General features: G+C 54.3%; 14 protein-coding genes. 7 read left to right on the top strand and 7 right to left on the bottom strand.

Annotated features, from left to right (window positions below):
* Nucleotides 1-120: 120 nt before the first annotated feature.
* Both HU175_RS16150 and HU175_RS16145 read right to left on the bottom strand, forming a co-directional pair.
* Nucleotides 121-615: a hypothetical protein gene (locus tag HU175_RS16150; protein ID WP_176567575.1), complete on the bottom strand. Its 495-nt coding sequence runs from the start codon at nt 613-615 to the stop codon at nt 121-123.
* Nucleotides 616-679: 64 nt separating this feature from the next.
* On the bottom strand, nt 680-1,921 hold the full coding sequence (locus HU175_RS16145) for a sulfite oxidase (RefSeq protein WP_176567574.1): 1,242 nt from the start codon (nt 1,919-1,921) through the stop codon (nt 680-682).
* Nucleotides 1,922-2,407: 486 nt separating this feature from the next.
* Here HU175_RS16145 and HU175_RS16140 point away from each other — a divergent pair, with 486 nt between their 5' ends.
* The gene (locus tag HU175_RS16140; RefSeq protein WP_176567573.1) at nt 2,408-3,262 is read left to right on the top strand and encodes a DUF2911 domain-containing protein; all 855 of its coding nucleotides are present in this window, start codon (nt 2,408-2,410) and stop codon (nt 3,260-3,262) included.
* 97 nt (nt 3,263-3,359) lie between these two features.
* Here HU175_RS16140 and HU175_RS16135 read toward each other — a convergent pair whose 3' ends face one another.
* Complete coding sequence (locus tag HU175_RS16135; RefSeq protein WP_218036997.1) at nt 3,360-3,878, bottom strand: dihydrofolate reductase family protein; 519 nt, start codon at nt 3,876-3,878, stop codon at nt 3,360-3,362.
* Nucleotides 3,879-4,137: 259 nt separating this feature from the next.
* Between HU175_RS16135 and HU175_RS16130 the strand changes: the two genes are divergently transcribed.
* The 3 genes from HU175_RS16130 (at nt 4,138) to HU175_RS16120 (ending at nt 11,777) form a co-directional block, all read left to right on the top strand.
* Nucleotides 4,138-5,862 carry an erythromycin esterase family protein gene (locus tag HU175_RS16130; RefSeq protein WP_176567572.1) on the top strand — a complete coding sequence of 575 codons (1,725 nt, stop codon included), beginning with the start codon at nt 4,138-4,140 and terminating at the stop codon, nt 5,860-5,862.
* 133 nt (nt 5,863-5,995) lie between these two features.
* Nucleotides 5,996-8,839: a PAS domain S-box protein gene (locus HU175_RS16125; protein ID WP_176567571.1), complete on the top strand. Its 2,844-nt coding sequence runs from the start codon at nt 5,996-5,998 to the stop codon at nt 8,837-8,839.
* 91 nt (nt 8,840-8,930) lie between these two features.
* On the top strand, nt 8,931-11,777 hold the full coding sequence (locus HU175_RS16120; RefSeq protein WP_176567570.1) for a PAS domain S-box protein: 2,847 nt from the start codon (nt 8,931-8,933) through the stop codon (nt 11,775-11,777).
* A gap of 108 nt (nt 11,778-11,885) precedes the next feature.
* Here HU175_RS16120 and HU175_RS16115 read toward each other — a convergent pair whose 3' ends face one another.
* From HU175_RS16115 to HU175_RS16105, 3 genes are all read right to left on the bottom strand, one after another.
* Entirely contained in the window at nt 11,886-12,635 is a 750-nt protein-coding gene (locus HU175_RS16115) for an acyl-CoA desaturase (RefSeq protein WP_176567569.1), read from the bottom strand.
* 35 nt (nt 12,636-12,670) lie between these two features.
* Nucleotides 12,671-13,090 carry a hypothetical protein gene (locus HU175_RS16110; RefSeq protein WP_176567568.1) on the bottom strand — a complete coding sequence of 140 codons (420 nt, stop codon included), beginning with the start codon at nt 13,088-13,090 and terminating at the stop codon, nt 12,671-12,673.
* A 73-nt stretch (nt 13,091-13,163) separates the two neighbouring features.
* Nucleotides 13,164-13,484: a thioredoxin family protein gene (locus HU175_RS16105; protein WP_176567567.1), complete on the bottom strand. Its 321-nt coding sequence runs from the start codon at nt 13,482-13,484 to the stop codon at nt 13,164-13,166.
* 282 nt (nt 13,485-13,766) lie between these two features.
* Between HU175_RS16105 and HU175_RS16100 the strand changes: the two genes are divergently transcribed.
* Nucleotides 13,767-15,389, top strand: coding sequence for a PAS domain-containing sensor histidine kinase (locus HU175_RS16100; protein WP_176567566.1), 1,623 nt, complete (start codon nt 13,767-13,769; stop codon nt 15,387-15,389).
* Nucleotides 15,367-16,434 (top strand): response regulator, encoded by a 1,068-nt coding sequence (locus tag HU175_RS16095; protein ID WP_176567565.1) that lies wholly within the window; start codon nt 15,367-15,369, stop codon nt 16,432-16,434. Before HU175_RS16100 ends, HU175_RS16095 begins: the two co-directional genes overlap by 23 nt.
* Here HU175_RS16095 and HU175_RS16090 read toward each other — a convergent pair whose 3' ends face one another.
* Nucleotides 16,435-17,073 (bottom strand): CatB-related O-acetyltransferase, encoded by a 639-nt coding sequence (locus tag HU175_RS16090; RefSeq protein ID WP_176567564.1) that lies wholly within the window; start codon nt 17,071-17,073, stop codon nt 16,435-16,437. It abuts the gene before it with no gap.
* A gap of 338 nt (nt 17,074-17,411) precedes the next feature.
* On the opposite strand from HU175_RS16090, the gene HU175_RS16085 reads away from it, so the two are divergent.
* Nucleotides 17,412-19,451: a M3 family metallopeptidase gene (locus HU175_RS16085; RefSeq protein ID WP_228724429.1), complete on the top strand. Its 2,040-nt coding sequence runs from the start codon at nt 17,412-17,414 to the stop codon at nt 19,449-19,451.
* Nucleotides 19,452-19,515: the final 64 nt, after the last annotated feature.

The following is a 19,515-nucleotide window of genomic DNA, read 5'->3' as shown; positions in this document are numbered from 1 at the left end:
TGCGTTTGACACTACCCCATACTATTCACAATCTATCGGATGGCCGTCAGTTCGGCGACCAGGCTCCTGATTGCGGCAGTAGTAGGTGCTGAAAAAGCAGAGGTTTAGCCGTCGGGCGGTTTAGCGGCTGTGCCACTTCTGCGCGGGGAGGGGCATACGCCGACCGTCGAAGGGAATGTCCAGCGGACCGTAATACTTGGTCAGGTAATCCAGAATGACGGGTTCGGAGTCGCCCAGATCCCAGAGTTTCTGCGTGCGCTGCATCCAGCGAATCCGCTCGATCCATTTGTCGCGGTCGAAATGGCTTTGCAGAATCAGCTTGCTCGAATGGCAGGCCGTACACTGACCTTTTACCAGGAGCATATTCTTGTCGAGCGCCAAACCCGACTCCGGGTCCACCCCCGTGGCGCTAACCGGGGCCGTTGCCTCCGCGGGGTTAGCGGCAGCGCTGGCCGGGCCAGGCTTGGCCGCATGTGATTTTGTGGCCGTTGCAGTTGGTTTTGCCTGTGGTTTGCGGGTAGGTTTTGGCTGTTGAGCCACCCACGCGCAAAGCAGCCAGACGCACAAACTCCCCACCAGCCAGCTATAGTTCGTCTTCTTCAGTCTGTCCTTCATACAATCCCTTCTCCCTCCTGTTTCTTTTCTTCCTCCCATTCCTCTCCCTCGTCCCTTTCCTCCTTTATACTACTTTTACCGCAATCCGGTGACAGGCATTATTGATGTAACCTTCGGGGTTCCACTGTGGCATCACCATTGGCTGCGACACGCCCGCATCGTCGGTGGCGCGGGCCCATACTTCGTAATAACCCTGCGTCGGTAGTTTGGTGTCGGCAGTCCACTGCTGCCAGGCCAGTCGATTTTTGGGCGCTTTTAAATCGGCTTTCTGCCAGGTCGCACCAAAGTCGGTCGAGATGTGCATTTCCTTCACGACCCGATCCCCCGCCCAGGCGTGGCCACGTAGTGACAGGGATTTACCCGAGGGCAGTTCGAGACCCGTGCGGGGAAACGTAATGACCGACTTAATGGGCATTGACTCGATAATTTTGAACTCACTCTCCGGCGGGTCGACACCCGGAACAACCGGATGGATGGGAACACGGTAGCTCTTACCCGTCATCTTGGCGCCGTCGTGAACTTTGTTGCGAATGGCTATTGTGTTCAGCCACTTGCCCGATACCGACGCGGGCCAGCCGCCAATAACCAGCCGAAGCGGGTAGCCGTGAACCAGGGGAATATCTTTGCCGTTCATTGCCCACGCGATCAGGGTTTCGTCTTCGAGGGCCTTTTTTATCGGTACCCCGCGCGAGATCACCGCTTTGGTTGGGTCCTGGCTCAGGTGCAGGTCCTTCCCGTAGTATCCAATGTACACCGCATCATCTTTCAGACCTACGTCGGCCAGAATATCTTTGAGCCGGACGCCCGTCCACTCGGCGCAGCTAACACCCCCTTCGGTCCACTGGTTACCCGCGGTTTTGGGGAAATAGCCCGCCCGGCCGTTGCCGCCACATTCGAGCACCAACTGGTAGGTGTAGGGTTTGAACTTGGTTTTCAGGTCGTTCAGCGTGTAGGTTTTGGTTGTCTTAACCGACTCCCCGTTGATGGTGAGCGTCCATTTCGCTACGTCGATGTTCTCCGGAATCAGGCCGTTATTGCGGATGAACATCTTGTCGGCGGGGGTCACGGCATCATCCAGCAGGTAGGGCGTAGCTTCCACGTTCCAGGGCTTGTCGTTAAGCACCACCATGTCTTTGTGCTTGTCGGCCATCGGATCAACCGAAAATGCCAGCGGCAGATAATGACGGGGAAGATGGTCGGCAAAAACAATATTGGTACCCAGTAAACTTGTCAGCGTAGCCAGCGAAGAAGTCTTGAGAAACCCCCGTCGGTTGAATAAGGAAGGGGTCGATTGGTTGTTATTCATGCAAAATGAAGCAAAAAGGTAAGGCAATTTACTGAGATTCGGCGTAATTCGCAGGCTTAGAAGCTGTTTGAGTTGATCGCTTTGGCTGCTAAGCGCGTCTTTTTGCTGCCAACTTCGTTTCTTTTCTCGCCCGTAGCATGGCTACGCCCTCGAAAAGTGCCTCGTTGACAACAAAAATCCACTACTTTTCGGCCTAAATCGCTAGCTCAAACAGCTTCTTAGTTTCGTAAGTCGTTAACGGCTACAAAAATACCTGATCGCTCCTCTATAGGCCAATCATGGCTCATGATGGTCGATTATGGGGAGTTATGACGGAAACGGGCAATCAGATCGATAGCTGGATCGGGAAAGTGAACGATATTGGGTGCAACGAACTACGTAAATCAGTCTGATTTCAAGGACAGGTTAACTGGAACAAACACAATCGCTGTACCTTTGGGAGGCAAAACACAAACGCATAGTAACAAACTTTACCATTCCTTCAGTATGAAGTGCCCAACGTTCCCGGCGATTGCCGCAGCTATTTTACTCACGGTTAGTGCCTATTCCGTTACGCAGGCTCAGCTCAGAATTCCAACCGCCAGCCCGCTCCAGACCACCAAACAAGGGTTTGCGCTGGGAGATATTACGCTGGAATATTCCAGGCCGGCGGTCAAAGGCCGTACCGTCTTCGGTGATCTGGTTCCTTACGACAAAGTATGGCGTACCGGTGCCAACGCAACCTCTAAAATTACCTTCTCCTCGGACGTGAAGCTGGAAGGCAAAGAGGTGAAAGCAGGAACCTACGGCCTGTTCACCATTCCGGGAAAAAGCAGTTGGGAGGTCATGCTTTCCAAAGACCTGGCGCTGGGTGCCAACGTAGGCGCGTACAACAAAGAAAACGAGGTCGTACGGGTTCAGGTGAAACCAACCACGCTGGCTAACAAAGCCGAAACTTTTACGATCAACATCGCCGATATTAAGCCCAACTCGGCTGTGCTGGAGATTATGTGGGACAAGACCCGCGTTCCGGTTACCATCACCGCTGACATTGATCAGGCGATCCTGAAAAACATCGAAGCATCAATGGCGTCGGATAAACCCGCTTATTTTGAGGCTGCTACGTATTACTACGATACCAATCGGGATCTGAAACAGGCGCTGAACTGGGTAACCAAAGCCACGGAGCAGAATCCGAACGCTTTCTGGATGATGCTGCTGAAAGCCCGGATCGAGCTGAAACTGAACGAAAAAGCCAAAGCCATCGCCAGCGCCCAAAAAACGGTTGATCTGGCAACGCAGGCAAAAAATGCGGACTACGTTAAAATGGCGAACGATCTGATTGCTTCTGCCAAAAAGTAAGTAGAGTCCCACTACGTTCAAAGCAAAGATGGCCGCCCCGGTTAAGGGCGGCCATCTTTGCTTCATTAACACGATCTGCATAACAGGCCCGGTAGCGCTAGGTCGTTTTGGAAACGTAGTGCAGTACCACAATACCACAGGCAAAAGGTTTGGCGTCGACCAGCGTTAGTCGCTGGGTGTGGTCAATATCCCGGAAAATAGCCAGACCGTTGCCGATAGCTGCTGGATTGACAAACAGATGATACTCGTCGATGAGGTTGTGTTTGATCAGCGCCGAAACGAACGTAGCTCCACCATACACGATAATATCCTGACCAGCCTGCTCTTTCAACGTTGTTAGTTCGTCCATCAGATCGCCGGTAGCCAGTACTGTATTCGCCCAGTCGGACTCCGGCAGCGTTTTGGTGAAAACAACTTTCGGCGTTGCGTTGATCGTGTCGGCACCTTCCAGCTCCGGGTTTGCCGCCCAGTGAGGAATGAACCCTTGCGCGAGCTTGCGACCAAGAACAATGGTGTCGACCGACTCAGTCAGGGCGCCTACGTAGTTTTTGAGGTCCTCGTCCCAGTTGAACGTCAGCCAGTCCATTTCACTGTTGGGACCAGCAATAAAAACCATCGATAGTGATCTGTACCTGAAGTTTTAAGTGTCGCATAGGTATGTTGATCCGATTAGAGGTTAGTTGATTTGGTATTTGTCTATTTTCCCGGCCTGGTTGTTGAATGGAGGTTAAGACCGTCTGTATATTGTTTTACAATTGATTAATGCGCGGACAAAGGTATGTTGGCCCTTAACCGCAATACGGGTGAAAACCGACAAATAACGGGAGGATTGCGACAGCCAGACAACTGCCTGCTGGCCCCAATTATTTACATCTATGAGTTCAGTCGCCGGACATCGATTCATTGTACTGGTTTGCCTGATCGTCCTGCGGCTGGGACAGGAAACGACCGGGCAGTCCATTGGGCTGCCATTGGTAGTAAATAAGCCAATTGGTCGGGCGCTCCGCCCGACCGAATCGCATACCTACACGCTGGCCTTACAGCGCAGACAGGTGATGAAAATTACACTCATCCGACAGGGAACTGATGCGACGGTCCGTGTGACAGACATTGCGGGTACGTCAATTCCGCACACGAGTACATCGGTGGACGAGTATGAACAAGAACAGAGTCTGTTTCAGGCACCACACGCGGGATTGTACACGGTGCAGGTACGTGCCCCCGGTAGGCCCGGCCCAACGGGCCATTATACCCTCGAACTGAATGAACTGCTGTCGGGAGATGCGTACGCTGCCCAGTTGGCCGAAAGACGCCGGAAACAGACCGCTATTGTCAACTGGCTGAAATCGGGGGCTATTCCTCTGACGACGCTATCGATCGATACCAGCCGGACGGATCTGGCCCCACTGAAAGACGTACTGCGTGGGGTGCGGGTTGTAGGTATCGGGGAACAGGTGCATGGCGCCCACGAATTTTTTCAGGCCAAACACCGGCTGCTCGACTTTCTGGTTCGGGATATGGGATTTCGAGTACTTGTTATGGAAGGAAGCTACGCGGGCTGGCAGCAGATTAACGACTACGTAACGGGAAAAACCGACGGGGATGAAAACGTCCTCGCCGGGCAGGGGTTCTGGGCCTGGGATACCCACGAAATGAAAGGGCTGATCGATTGGGCACGCCAGTACAACCAGGACGTTCCGGCGGCCGAACAGCTTCGGTTCGCGGGCATTGATCCTCAGTATAACCAGCCGGGTAAAGACAAATTACTAGCCTACCTGAAGCGGGTGGCCCCGGAGCGGGTTAGGTTAACGGAAGCCCTGTTCGCCCTGGACCTGGATTCGCTCCAATCGGTACGTTCCGACACCAGCTCGGCAGCGCAGTATGCACTAAGACAGGCGCAGGACAGCTACAGCAAGCTGTCTGACAGTCTGGATAGTTTACGATCGACAGAACCCGCCGACCGGGACGAATACGAACAGCTGCGCGCGTATGCCCACGTACTGACGCAGTATGCTGAGTTTTACGGACAGCCGGATTCGGCGGGTATTGCTCCGCGTGACCGGTACATGGCCGATAACTGTCGGCGGCTGATCGAGCGGGAGCCTGCCGGAACCCGCTTCGTGATCTGGGGGCATAATGGGCACGTAGCAACGGGCGGAAACCGTCTCTTCAGACCGCTGGGCGCTTACCTGCGGGCGTTTTATGGAAGTGCCTACTACGCTCTGGGGACCAGCTTTAACCAAGGTACATTTCTGGCGCGGGAAGTGCCGACCGCCGATTCGTCCCGTCAGTGGCTGAGGCCGTTTCCGGCCAACACTGCGCCCGAACAGTCGGTAGACGGGTATCTGGCCCGGACGGGCCTAAAAACATTCATCGTTGATTTCCGGTCGATGCCACGAAACACCTACGGTGAAAACTGGCTGACCGAGCCCCTCCCCATGCGGAGCATCGGCTCGGTTTACAGACCTGGTTTTGCCCAGGCCTATTTTCAACCCATCCGGCTAATCGAGCGTTTCGATGGCCTGCTGTTTGTTGATACCATCGGGCAGGCCCGGCCAAATTCGTCGGTAACGAACGTAGCTGGAGGGCGTCCTGAGTAACGTAGGGGGCAGTACGATGTATAGCCTGAAAACAAGCACGAAATGACCGTTAAAACCTAAAAGCTGACGGTCTGGTTAGGCTACTACAAATCCATCCACCTACTTTTGTCCTTTAAAGCTGTTATACGTATTCATGACTGGCGAGCAGAAGCCATTTGAGAACAAGGGGCTCAACGAGCGATTAGATATTGATTTTGCCCTGAAATCAGCCCGGCTTGGTGTCTGGGAACTGGACCCCGCAACCAACCTGGTTATCTGGGACGATCGGTGCCGCGAGTTGTTTGGCTTGCGGGTCGATAAGCCGTTACCCTACGAACAGACGATTCGGCATGTGCATCCGGACGACATTGACCGGGTGGAGGCTGCCGTGGCCTGGGCCATGAATCCTGCATCGGGGGGCGGGTATGATGTAACGTACCGGACAACGGCCGAAAACGACCGGGATCAGCGCTGGGTACGTGTGTACGGGCAGGGCTACTTCTCCGGATCAGGCGCTATCCTGCGGTTCGCGGGCGTCGCACAGGATGTTACTAAAGACGTTCGGATACAGCAGCAGCTGGCCGACAGTGAACGGCGCTTCCGCAGCCTGATCGAGCAGGCTCCCGTGGCCACCTGCCTGCTGGTCGGGCCGGATATGCGGATAGACGTAGCGAACGAAACCATGCTCCGATACTGGGGCAAAGATGCATCCGTTCTCGGGAAACCACTGCTCGAAGGGCTACCCGAACTGGCTGATCAGCCGTTTCCAAACATTCTGGCCGAGGTGTATGCCACGGGGAAATCATACGCAGCTACCCAAGATCGGGCCGATCTGGTCGTGGATGGGCAGTTGACCCCGTTTTACTTCAATTTTACGTATAAGCCGCTGTTCAACGAGCAGGGGGACGTGTATGCCATCATGAATATGGCCGTGGACGTAACGGAGCAGGTGATGAGCCAGCAGGAACTGGAAGAACGGGAGCTGTACCTGCAGACGATCATTGAACACTCGCCCGTGCCGAAAATGGTTTTCCTGGGCGAGGACATGATCATCAACCGGGTTAATGAAAAGATGCTGGATATTCTGGGGCGCGATGGCCGGGCGGTGCTGGGGAAACCATTCATGGAGGCCGTTCCCGAGCTGAAGCATACGTCGCTCATGACTATTCTCCGGCAGGTCTATACCACCGGCGAAACCTATACGAATCCCGAAGGACATTTTGAGCTGATCCGTAACGGAGAGACCTATGCCGGTGTCTACAACTTTACGTTCAAGCCCCTGCGCCGGACATCGGGTGAGATTTACGGAATTATCAACACCGCCATCGAGATAACGGACGGCGTGCGTGCCCGTCAGCGACTGGAAGTCAGTGAGGCTAAACTGCGATCAATTATTTCAACGGCTCCGGCAGCCATGGGGCTGTTCGTGGGGCGGGACCTGATCGTTGAATTGCCGAATCATGCGTTTATCGATATTGTCGGCAAAGGGCCGGATATTGTTGGTAAACCGCTGCGGGAAGTGATGCCGGAACTGAACAGTCAGCCCTTTCTGCAGATTCTGGATGATGTCTACACCACCGGAAAAATGTACCAGAGCTTTAATACGCAGGTCGATATTGTGCAGCATGGCGTCATGACGCATAACTTTTATAATATCACCTATAGCCCTCTGTTTGACGAGCAGGGAAACGTATATGCCGTTCTGGACATTGCCATTGACGTTACGGGTGAGGTGAAAGCCCGGCAGCAGATCGCGGATACGGAAAAGGCCCTGCGGGGCGCGGTTGAACTGGCGGAGCTGGCCACCTGGAGTATGGATATAAAAACGGGCCAGTTTCAGTATTCCGACCGGTTTAAAGAATGGCTTGGCTTTACGGAAGAGACGCAGCCGCTAACGGAGGTGTTCAATCCACTGCCCGAAGAGGATCGCCAGCGGGTGGCCGAGCAACTCCAGGCGGTAGTTCGACCGGGCTCGTCCGGCTTTTACGAAAACGAGCATCCTGTCATCAATCAGCGGACGGGGCAGCGCCGGATCATTCATGCACAGGCGCAGGTGTTCTACGACGACGAAGGTAATCCTCGTACGCTGAGCGGTACCGCCCAGGACGTAACCGAGCAGCGGGAAATACAACTGGCGCTCGAACACTTGGTGCAGGAGCGAACCGAAGAGCTCGAAGCCATGAACGAGGAGATGACGACGACCAATGAAGAGATTGCGGCCGCCAATGAAGAACTGGCTGCCATCAATGAAGAACTTGAAAAAGCCAATCAGCTGCTGATTCGCTCCAACGATAACCTACAGCAGTTTGCCTACGTAGCGAGTCATGATCTGCAGGAGCCATTACGAAAGGTGCAGCAGTTTGGTGATCTGCTCAAGACCCGGTACGCCGGGCAGTTGGGTGATGGTATTGATTACCTCAACCGAATGCAGTCGGCGGCCAGCCGAATGTCAGCCCTCATCCGCGATCTGCTGACGTTCTCCCGCATCTCGAATTCGCAGAACAACAGCATTCTCGTCGGTCTGAATCAGGTTGTGAGCGGGGTGCTGACGGATCTGGATCTGCGCATTCAGGAAACAAAGGCCATCGTTCATGCGGATGCGCTGCCCGTCGTGCAGGGAGATCCTTCTCAGCTGGGCCAGCTTTTTCAGAACCTCATCAGCAATGCGCTCAAGTTTCAGCAGCCCGGTAGTATACCGGAGATTTGGGTAAGCGCCCGGCGTGTCAATGCGTCCGACTTGCCGACTGGTGCGCGGCCCACCCGGTCCAGTGCTGCATATCATCAGATCGACGTGGTCGACAATGGTATCGGTTTCGACGAGAAATACGTAGACCGGATCTTTCAGGTCTTTCAGCGCCTGCACGGCAAGAACGAGTTCGTTGGCACGGGGATCGGGCTGGCTATCTGCGAAAAAGTGGCAGCGAATCATGGCGGAGCCATCACGGCCAGCAGTAAACCCGGCGAAGGTGCTACGTTCAGTATATTTATGCCGGCCTAAAACGCGCTAACTAACTTGTTTGTTTTGGCCATAAACCTTTTGGTAACATGAATCCTTTGCTAAATTGCCTGGCAAAAGGATTCGTTACTCCATGACGGATGAACAAAAACGAGTTAGTCTGACCAGTTCGACCCAGAACCCGCACCAGCAAGCGGCACTACATGCGGCCGGAATCGGTACGTGGGAAGCCGACCTGAAAACTGGTCAATGCTGGTGGGACCCCTGCTGCCGGGAACTGCTTGGTACGCCATCGAGCGAAGCCTACGTTGGCACCGAAACGGTGCTGGCTTTGCTGGATCCCGAAGATCGGTTCAGGGTTCAGGATGCGTTACAAAAACCGGAGGCTGGTGAGTCGGAGAAACCATACGAAATTATTTTTCGGCTGAATACCCAGCCTGGAGCCGTGCGCCGGTTACGGGCCAAAGGTCGGGCCTACTATAATTCGGAAGGTATCCTTGAACGCCTGTCGGGCATTATCGATGCGGTGGCTACGCAAAGCCCGTTTCTGCCCGGAGCCGCCGAGCTACAGTTTCAGCAGCTTGTTGAACAGGCACCGGTAGCCATGGCTCTGTTTAACGGACCAGATTTTCGGGTATCCCTGGTCAACGGCCGGATGCTTGCCCTCTGGGACCGCACGCGCGACAAGGTGATCGCCCAGCCGCTGCTGGATATCTTTCCGGAGCTCAGAAAGCAGGGAATGGGGCCGGTGCTGACCAGCGTTTGCGAAACGGGACAGCCCTTCGTAGCCCGGGAGCTGATGCTTAAACTGGAACGCGACGGCCAGATTTGTACTATTTACCTGGATCTTACCTGCGAACCCTTTATCGGACTGGATAAAACCATTACCGGCGTATCCATCGTCTGTATCGACGTAACGGAACAGGTGCTGAACCGACGGCAGCAGCAGCAGCTGGCCCTGCTGGTCGAAAACGCGCCCGAGATTATGACCGTTTCGGGCCTGGATGGGCAGGTGCAGTTCATCAACGACTACGCCCTGGCCCTGTTCGGTGTCAGTCGAGATGACGTAGTCGGCAAATCGATCCGGTATTTTTACCCGCCCGAAGAGCAGATACGGCTGGAAACTGAGATTATTCCCCGTGTTATTGCGGGTCAGTGGACGGGAACAACCTGGTTCTGGCGGCCAAAAACCGAAGAACGTTTTCCGGTGGCGGCTCAGGTGTATCTGCTGACCGACTCGACAACGGGGCAGCCCTACGCTATTGCGGGCGTATTCCGGGACCTGCGCACGGAACTGGAAGCGCAGGAGGCCTTGCAGAAAAGCGAACTATTTGCCCGGACGGTTATCGAACAGTCGCCCGTGGCCAAGGCCGTATTTGTTGGTGAGGAGCTGCGACTGCAATTCGTTAACGCCCGCATGATGGATATGCTGGGTCTGGAAGGCCCCGTTATTGGCAAAACGTTTGGCGAGGCCATTCCTGAGCTGGCTCAGCAGCACGACATGACTTCGTTGCAGAAAGTGTATAACTCAGGGGTAAGCCGGTACCTGCGGGAGCGAAAATACGCTGTTTTGCGGGGAGGAGAGATCCAGGACAATTATTACAACCTGATGTTTCAGCCCCTGCGCGATTCGGCGGGGACTGTGTACGGTGTCGTTAACTCGGCCGTGGACGTAACCGAGCAGGTGCTGGCGCGGCAGCACCTGGAAGTCGCGCAGGAAGAACTGCTGCAAACAACCCAACGCCTGATTATGGCCCTGGATGCTGGCCTGTTAGGGTCCTATGAACTCAATCTGACAACGGGCGATATGGCCTGTACGGCCCGTTGTAAAGCAAACTATGGACTGCTGCCCGATGCTACGCTGAACTTCCCTGACCTGCTGAGTATGGTTCTCCCCGAAGATCTGCCCCAGATGCAGGAAGCGGTAAGTGAAGCCTGTGAAACCATGCAGACCTACCATGCCGAATACCGGGTTAACTGGCCCGATGGTTCGCTGCACTGGATCAAAGCGACAGGGCTGCCGGTACAGGTCGTTGACGGACAGCCAACGCGGATGGTGGGTGTAACCCAGGAGATTACTGCCCAGCGCGAGCTTCAGCTGGCTCTTGAGCAGCAGGTACAGCGCCGTACCGAAGAGCTGGCGTCGATAAATGAGGAGCTGGCAACCATGAACGAGGAACTGACCAGCATCAACGCGGAGTTTATCGCCACGAACGAGAAACTGGGCGAAGTGAACCGGAACCTGACCCGCTCGAATGAGAACCTGGAACAGTTTGCCTACATCGCCAGCCACGATCTGCAGGAGCCCCTCCGCAAGATTCAGCAGTTTGGTGATTTGTTGAAAACGCGGTATGCCAGCACAACCGGCGATGAACTGGCGTATCTGGAACGGATGCAGGGGGCTGCCAACCGCATGTCTATCCTGATCAAGGATCTGCTGACGTTCTCCCGCATCTCGACCCGACAGGCCACCACCGAACCGGTAGCCCTTCGGCAGGTTGTTACGGATACACTGGATAACGTCTCCGTCGCCATTGAAGAAACCAACGCCCGGATCGACGTATCGGAACTCCCCATCGTGCCGGGCGATGCGTCGCAGCTGCGTCAGCTTTTTCAGAACCTCATCAGCAATGCACTCAAGTTCCGGCAGACAGATCCATTCGGGAAAACTATTGCCCCCCACATCCAAATTCAGGCCAGTGCTCTACGGATTGACGAGTTGCCCGGATCGGTAAGTCCGGTCCGTCATACGGCTGTATATTACCGAATTGACGTAATCGACAACGGGATTGGCTTCGACGAGAAGTATGTAGACCGGATTTTTCAGGTCTTTCAGCGGCTCCACGGGCGTAACGAATTCGCCGGAACGGGCGTTGGGCTGGCCATCTGTCAGAAGGTAGTGGCCAACCACGGCGGGGCCATTACGGCCACCAGCCGACCCGGACAAGGGGCTACGTTCAGCGTTTATCTGCCCAGGTAAGTACCCCAGAAAGTGAAGCGGGGTCTTGTCGAGAAAATCAGAAATTTTCGACAAGACCCCGCTTTTGTGTCGAACGCTTCGACAAGGCAGGCTGATGAATAACGGGACTTACATATACGCTTCGTCGCGGCCGAGCCGCAGCTTGATGACGTGTAGTTGGTTCAGGACTTTCAGCAGGGGATAGGCCGGATCGAATTCGTGCCAGCGAAAGCCGCCGAAGTTGGGACGGCCACCAAATTTGTGGTGGTTGTTGTGGTACGACTCGCCCATCATCAGAAAGTCGAAAGGCAGCAGGTTTCTGGCCGTATCGTCAACGTCAAAGTTGGTGTACCCGTAGCGGTGAGCATACCAGTTGATGATCGCGCCGTGGACCGGTCCCATCAGAAAATGCACCGGCAGCAACAGAAATAACCAGGGGGTTGCGGCAAACTGAATGTAGACCAGCGTGTAAGCCGTTCCCCAGGCCAGTCGCACCAGCCACCGATCCCCGAACCGCTCCATCCATTCCCAGTTGGGCACTCCCTTTTTGAACTTCGCCGGAATCGAATCGCGGTTGTTCAGGATGTCATTATAATACGTCCGCGTCTTCCACATCATATCAAACAAATTTTTGGAAAACTCCGGCGAGTGCGGGTCCTGCTCCGTATCGGCATGGGCGTGGTGCAGCCGGTGCATAATCCCATACGCCCGCGGGCTCAGGAACGACGAGCCCTGCCCGATGAACGTCAGCACGTAAAAGAACTTTTCCCAGCCTTTACTCATGGTAAACATCTGGTGAGCCGCGTAGCGGTGAAGAAATAAGGTCTGCATCAGTACCGACAGGTACCAGTGCGCCAGAAAAAAAGCGAGAATGATCATCAGAAAACCAACGGGTGACTGCGTCGGGTAAGGCGTTACAGTAAATTAAGCGTGACGACGACGGACAAAAACTGATAACAGCCCGCTTTGAGATGGCTGAACTCGTCGGTCAGGCTGCGGAAATGTGACTCGATGGTCGCGAACAGGCCAAAGCGCGGCTCACGGCAGGGGGTGGGCTCCACCGGCGAACAATCGACGCCTTCGCAGATCATATCGAGCCGCAGCCGCTGAATCCGGCTTTTTAGCTGGTTCAGGTTACTGTAGTAATCAAGCGCCCGGTGGCGCAGACTCCGGTAGGTGTGCTTTTCCAGCAGGTCGGCCAGCAACTCCTGGAGCTGGTCGATTTCCTGCTCGTTGTGGATTAGTAGTTTATTCCAGGTGCAGTGCTGGCTGCGGCAGGTCTGGATGGACGGCTGTTCGTCTTTCGGGAGCAGATGTATAGGCGAGTCTGGCATAACGGATAAGGCAGTATGAGAAACTTTCGGTGGTAAAAGTAAGGCCTCTCAACCACCCCTGAACTGACTGATATCAGGCCCGGAAATGAGAAAAATCAAAGCTACGTTCGCCCGGCGATAAACTTTCCTGCCGCCAGAGTTCGACGCCCTGCTGTACCAGTACGAACGTAGGAAATGCTTTCACCGAAAAGCTTTGCACCACTTCCGGATACGTGTTCTCATCAACTTTGAGAATCCGCACCCGGCCATTGAACTGTTGTTGTAACGGATCGATCAGTCGGGTAAGAGAAGCCCGCTGGCGGATCGAATCAGGGCAGGATGCTGCCGGTAGAAATACCAGTAATACGGCCGATTTGGCAGGGATCAAAAGCGGAGAAAGCGTGTTGAGTTCCATGATAAAATATCCAACTGGCCGTCGGGACGTTGAAATCAGGGGTAAAATTGCCCCGAACACGAGCCGGATACTATGAGGAGTATCAGCGAAGAAACTGATTTTTGGCAGCTCCGCCTTAGCCCAACTGTCGTTTTATATAGATTAGCTTTGTCGGGAAAACCGAGAGCCATAAAAAGGGATTCATGACAAGTTTATTTTTTAGACAGGATTACAGGCTTTTCAATAAATAAAAACCAGGCAATCCTGTCTAAAAAGCCTTTTCCTACACCACACAAAAAGTGTATGCCCACAACTATCTTCTCCCGTACGCTGACTGATCTGTTGTTTGAGCAGAGCGATGATTTTATCGGGATTTACGAAATGTCTCAGGGGCGATTTACGCGCGTTAACCAGGCTGGCGTTCAGATGCTGGGCTTCCCTTCGGAGCAAGCGTTGTTGGCTGACTCAACTTGGTTTCCAGCCATATTAACCGCTGTAACCGACGACAGACAAGTCGATGTTACCTTGTTTATGGATCGTATGAGATCGCAGGCCCGATTCGAGCGCGAAGCCGAATTAAGCCGGCAGGATGGTACGTTATTCTGGGGGCGTGTTTCGCTTACGTTCGTCAATGAGGAACAGATGCCTTATTTTCTGGTACGTCTAACCAATCTGGTACGTCTGTATCAGGCCGAACGCAGTCTGAAACAAAGTGTTCAGCGCTACGAAGCCGTGTACACAAACGCGACCATTGCTATCATCGTGGCCGATCAGCAGGGGCAGATCGTATCCGTTAACCGACTGGCCCGGCAGCTGTTTGGCTATCCGGATGGCGAACTGACCGGGCAGCCGATTGAGGTGCTGGTACCCACGCAGGTGAGTCAGTACCACGAGCGACTGCGGCAGTCGTTCAACGCCAACCCGCAGGTGCGGGCTATGGGGCACAACCGCGATCTGCACGCCCGGCGCAAGGATGGATCGGTGTTTCCGGTAGAAATTAGTCTGAGTTATTTCCGGATGGACGACGAACTGTATGCCGTTGCCTACATCATCGACATTACGTTCAAGAAAGAAGCTGAGCGGGAACTGCTGGCCCACCGGGATCGGATCGAGCGGCTGAACGCCGAACTGGAGCAGAAAGTCGCTGACCGGACCCACGCGCTGATGAATACTCTTGAACAACTGGAACATTCGAAGGACGAACTCGCCAAGGCCCTGACAACCGAACGCGAATTGGGCGAACTGAAATCACGCTTTGTGTCGATGGCGTCGCACGAGTTCCGCACCCCACTGACAACCGTGCTGACCTCGGCAACGCTGATCGAGAAATACCCGGCCAGCGACCAGCAGGATAAACGACAGAAACACCTGCAGCGCATCCGGGCGTCGGTCAACCATCTCAACGATATTCTGGAAGAATTCCTGTCGGTGGATCGACTGGAGGAAGGCCGCATTGAAGCCCGACCGATGCAGATTGATGTTGCTGAACTGATTCAGGAAGTGACAGACGATATGCAGGGACTACTGAAACCCGGCCAGACGATTCGGCCGGATCTACAGTGCCAGAGCCCGATTTGGGTAGATCCCTCGCTGCTGCGGAAAGTGCTTGTCAATCTGTTTTCCAATGCCATTAAATATTCCGACGCAAATTCGGTAGTGACGGTACGCTGCAGCTGCAGCGATGACCAGATCGAACTATCGATTATTGATCAGGGGGTGGGGATTTCCCGTGACGATCAGGAGCATCTCTTTGAGCGGTTTTTCCGGGCTCACAACGTAACGAATATTCCCGGAACGGGCCTGGGACTACATATTGTGGCCCGATATATTGACTTGATGGGCGGTCGTGTCGACTTGCAAAGTGAACTGAACAAAGGGACTACGGTGACCCTGCTATTACCCAATGAAGACAATTCTGTTAATTGAAGATAATAACGCCATCCGCGAAAACACCGCCGAGATTCTGGAACTGACCGGCTACACTGTTGTGACGGCCGAGAACGGTAAAATTGGGGTGGAGAAGGCGCTGGAAAAGCGCCCGGATCTGGTCATCTGCGATATTATGATGCCGGTGCTGGATGGCTACGGGGTGCTGCATATTTTCAACCGAAATCCGCAGCTGACAGGTGTACCCTTTATTTTCCTGACGGCCAGAACGGAGCGCGTCGATTTCCGGAAAGGCATGGAACTGGGGGCGGACGACTACCTGACCAAACCCTTCGACGAAAGCGAATTGTTGAGCGCTATCGAAGGACGCCTGAACCGATTCCAGTACCTGAAACAGAACTATGATCTGCAGCAGGATGGGTTGAGTCAGTTCCTGCACGACGCCCGGCAGGTGGGTAATCTGGAAAGCCTGTCGGCCGACCGGAAGCCGCACCTGGTTCATAAAAAGCAATACATCTACACCGAAGGGGATGAGCCCAGTCGTCTGTATTTCATCCAGTCGGGTAAGGTAAAAACCGTCCGGGCCAATGCCGACGGCAAGGAGTTGATCACGGGCATTTATGGAGCTGGCGAATTCTTTGGTTATCTGGCGCTGCTGGAAGATGCAGAGTACACCGATTCGGCCGTATCGCTGGAAAAATCCGAACTGATCTATATCCCTCAGGAGGATTTCAAACAACTACTGCTGGCCAATACCGAAGTGGGGCAGCAGTTCATCCGGATGCTGGCGGGCCACATCAGCGAACGGGAACAGCAACTGGTGGGGATGGCGTATAGTTCGCTACGTCGTCGGGTGGCCGATGCGCTGCTGCGCCTGCACGAGCAACAGGCGGCCGACGCGACCCAAAGCAAAAAACAGGGCCTCATTCAACTGTCGCGCGATGACCTGGCCTCGGTTGTGGGCACCGCTACCGAATCGCTGATCCGAACCCTGAGCGAGTTCAAACAGGATGGGCTGATCGAGCAGATCGGCACGGCTATTCGCGTGCTGCAACCCGACAAACTGCGCCTGGCGAACTGGTGATCACTGATCGTTCGCCAGGGCGTTCAGAAAATCCGTAGCGGGACCGGTCAGATAGGCTGCGTAACGGGTAATCCTGTCAATCGGCCAGTCCCACCAGCGGGTGGCCAGCAGAGCTGTTCTGGTGGCTTCGTCAAATCGGGAACGAATCACCCTGGCGGGATTTCCACCGACAATGCTGTAGGGCGGTACGTCGCGCGTAACGACCGAGTATGAGCCAATAATACTCCCGTCGCCGATAGTCACGCCGGGCAGGATGGAGGCCCGGTAGCCAATCCAGACATCGTTTCCAATGACCGTATCGCCTTTGGTAGGATACGATTTCCCGTCCATGGCGTTGGCCCAGTCTCCGCCAAAAATGGCAAATGGATACGAAGTGACGGCGTTGACCAGGTGATTCGCGCCGTTCATAATAAACTCTACACCCGACGCAATCATGCAGAATTTGCCGATGGTCAGCCGATCGCCGGTGAAGTCGAATAGGTAACGAACGTTCTTCTGAAAATTCTCGACCGAGTCGAAATCATCGTAATACGTGTAGTCACCAATGCTGATTTGCGGGTGGTTGACGACGTTTTTCAGAAAGCACAGCCGGTCGTAGCCAGCCAGCGGAAATACGGTTGAAGGATCGGGAATGGCCATAAATGTAGAACGTAACGTGACAAAGATAGGCACGGCTGCTGTCGATCAGTCTACCAGAATAGCCAACTGAGAAAACCGGTAGCTGAACCGGCAAATAGTACCGCTAGCCTGAATCCATTGCCGTTCGACCCGACTTTCGGCCGTTGACTAAGCTGCCCATTGGCAACGCGCCAATTGTTTCGTATTTTTCCGGGAAACTCATTTCGCAATTTGCAATGTTGATACATCGACAACTCATGAAAACCGGCGGGGTACTGGCGGCCATCGCTACGGTCGTGTCGGCTTCAGTGCTGATGCCTACCACCGCGATAGCCCAGTCAGCGTCGGCTAAATCCAAAATGAACCAGAATCCTTTCTTAGCGCCGTACACGACACCCCATCAGACGGCCCCTTTTGACAAGATCAAGAATGACGATTACCTGCCTGCCATCAAAGATGGCCTGGAGCAGGGTCGGAAAGAGGTAGAGGCTATTGTTAAGAATGCCGCCAAGCCAACGTTCGAGAATACGATTGTCGCTTTGGAACAGTCGGGTGAACAACTGGGCAAAGTAACATCTGTGCTGTTTAATCTGAACAGCGCCGAAACTTCGCCCGAGATCCAGGCGATCGTGAAGGAAGTATCGCCGATGCTGAGTGAGTACGGCAACGACATTACCCTGAACGAGAAGCTGTTCGCACGCATCAAGACGGTGTATGACCAACGGGAGAAACTGAAGCTTGATCCTGAAAGTGCAATGCTGCTCGAAAAAGCGTACAAACGCTTTTCGCGTAACGGAGCCAACCTGGACGAAAAAGGCAAGGAACGGCTGCGGGCTATCGACAAAGAACTGTCGCAGCTGTCGCTCCAGTTCGGTGAAAACGTCCTGAACGAAACAAACGAGTACACCATGCTCGTGACCGACGAAAAAGACCTGGCCGGTCTGCCCGATTACGTTGTCGAAGCGGCCAAAGCAACGGCGAAACAGAAGGGCAAAGAGGGATACGTCTTTTCCCTACAGGCCCCCAGCTACGGTCCGTTCATGCAATATGCCGACAACCGGGAGTTGCGTAAGCAGCTGTATATGGCTTTCAACGGACGCGGTTTTCACGGCGACAAGAACGACAACTCGGCCATCATCGACAAGATTGTAAAACTGCGGTACGAGCGGGCTAATCTGCTGGGGTATCCGACCCACGCCGATTTTGTGCTGGAAGAAAGCATGGCCGGTTCGCGCAGCAAAGTACAGAGCTTCCTGGATGAACTGGTGGGTTATGCCCGCCCGGCCGCCGAGAAGCAACTGGGTGAACTGACGACGTATGCCAAAGCGAACGGTTTCACCGACGACAAGCTACAGGCCTGGGACAACAGTTACTACGCCGAGAAGCTGAAGAAAGAAAAATATGACCTCGACGACGAAACCCTGAAGCCGTATTTCAAACTTGAAAACGTCCTGAATGGTGCTTTTACGGTAGCGAATAAACTGTATGGCATTACGTTCAAGGAGCGAAAGGACATTCCGGTTTATAACGCTGAGGTGAAAACCTTCGACGTATTTGATAAGGACGGGAAGTTCCTGGCTGTGTTCTACGGCGATTATTTCCCCCGCGCCGGGAAACGGAGCGGTGCCTGGATGAACGATCTGCAGGGGCAGAAAGTCGAAAAGGGTCAGAACGTACGGCCGCATATCATCAACGTCTGTAACTTCACCCGGCCCACGGACACGAAGCCTTCGCTGCTGACCTTCTATGAGGTGACGACGCTCTTCCACGAGTTCGGCCACGGATTGCACGGTATGTTGGCTAACGGTAACTATGAAAGTCTGAGCGGCACGAGCGTGCCCCGCGATTTTGTGGAACTGCCTTCGCAGGTAATGGAAAACTGGTGCTATGATCCTGAAGCACTGAAACTGTTTGCCAAACACTACCAGACTGGCGAAGTGATCCCGAACGAGTTAATCGAGAAGATTCGCGCGAGCCAGAACTTCCTGGCCGGCCTGGCTAATCTGCGTCAGCTGCGGTTTGGTATGGTCGACATGTACTACCACGGCCAGAAACCAACCGGCGAGAGTATCTCGGACGTTGAAAATAAAGTAGACTCCCTGACGAACCTGTTCCCCCGCGTAGAGGGCGTCGCCTTCAGCCCGGCCTTCTCGCACATTTTCGCAGGGGGCTACTCGGCGGGTTACTACAGCTATAAATGGAGTGAAGTGCTGGACGCCGATGCGTTCGAGTTCTTCAAGGAAAACGGTGGTCTGACCAATAAAACGGCCGCCGATAGTTTCCGGAAGAACGTACTCGAAAAAGGCGGCAGCGAGCGTCCGATGGAATTGTATAAAAAATTCCGGGGCCGCGAGCCATCACCGAAAGCAATGCTCCGCCGAAGTGGTCTGATTCTCTAGACGAAAACGCCGAAACAGAAAAGCCCCGTCTCAGGAAGACGGGGCTTTTTGCTGGCTTACGGAC

Origin of the sequence: Spirosoma sp. KUDC1026 (genome assembly GCF_013375035.1) — a bacterium.
Lineage (GTDB): Bacteria > Bacteroidota > Bacteroidia > Cytophagales > Spirosomataceae > Spirosoma.
Note: the sequence above shows the minus strand (reverse complement) of the source record. Positions and strands in the feature narration are given on the sequence as shown.

Coding starts and splice junctions, on each gene's coding strand:
- HU175_RS16110 (WP_176567568.1), bottom strand. CDS start 13,090: ATGCCAGACTCGCCTATACATCTGCTCCCGAAAGACGAACAGCCGTCC.
- HU175_RS16130 (WP_176567572.1), top strand. CDS start 4,138: ATGAGTTCAGTCGCCGGACATCGATTCATTGTACTGGTTTGCCTGATC.
- HU175_RS16100 (WP_176567566.1), top strand. CDS start 13,767: ATGCCCACAACTATCTTCTCCCGTACGCTGACTGATCTGTTGTTTGAG.
- HU175_RS16105 (WP_176567567.1), bottom strand. CDS start 13,484: ATGGAACTCAACACGCTTTCTCCGCTTTTGATCCCTGCCAAATCGGCC.
- HU175_RS16150 (WP_176567575.1), bottom strand. CDS start 615: ATGAAGGACAGACTGAAGAAGACGAACTATAGCTGGCTGGTGGGGAGT.
- HU175_RS16140 (WP_176567573.1), top strand. CDS start 2,408: ATGAAGTGCCCAACGTTCCCGGCGATTGCCGCAGCTATTTTACTCACG.
- HU175_RS16125 (WP_176567571.1), top strand. CDS start 5,996: ATGACTGGCGAGCAGAAGCCATTTGAGAACAAGGGGCTCAACGAGCGA.
- HU175_RS16145 (WP_176567574.1), bottom strand. CDS start 1,921: ATGAATAACAACCAATCGACCCCTTCCTTATTCAACCGACGGGGGTTT.
- HU175_RS16095 (WP_176567565.1), top strand. CDS start 15,367: ATGAAGACAATTCTGTTAATTGAAGATAATAACGCCATCCGCGAAAAC.
- HU175_RS16120 (WP_176567570.1), top strand. CDS start 8,931: ATGACGGATGAACAAAAACGAGTTAGTCTGACCAGTTCGACCCAGAAC.
- HU175_RS16115 (WP_176567569.1), bottom strand. CDS start 12,635: ATGATCATTCTCGCTTTTTTTCTGGCGCACTGGTACCTGTCGGTACTG.
- HU175_RS16085 (WP_228724429.1), top strand. CDS start 17,412: ATGAACCAGAATCCTTTCTTAGCGCCGTACACGACACCCCATCAGACG.
- HU175_RS16135 (WP_218036997.1), bottom strand. CDS start 3,878: ATGGTTTTTATTGCTGGTCCCAACAGTGAAATGGACTGGCTGACGTTC.
- HU175_RS16090 (WP_176567564.1), bottom strand. CDS start 17,073: ATGGCCATTCCCGATCCTTCAACCGTATTTCCGCTGGCTGGCTACGAC.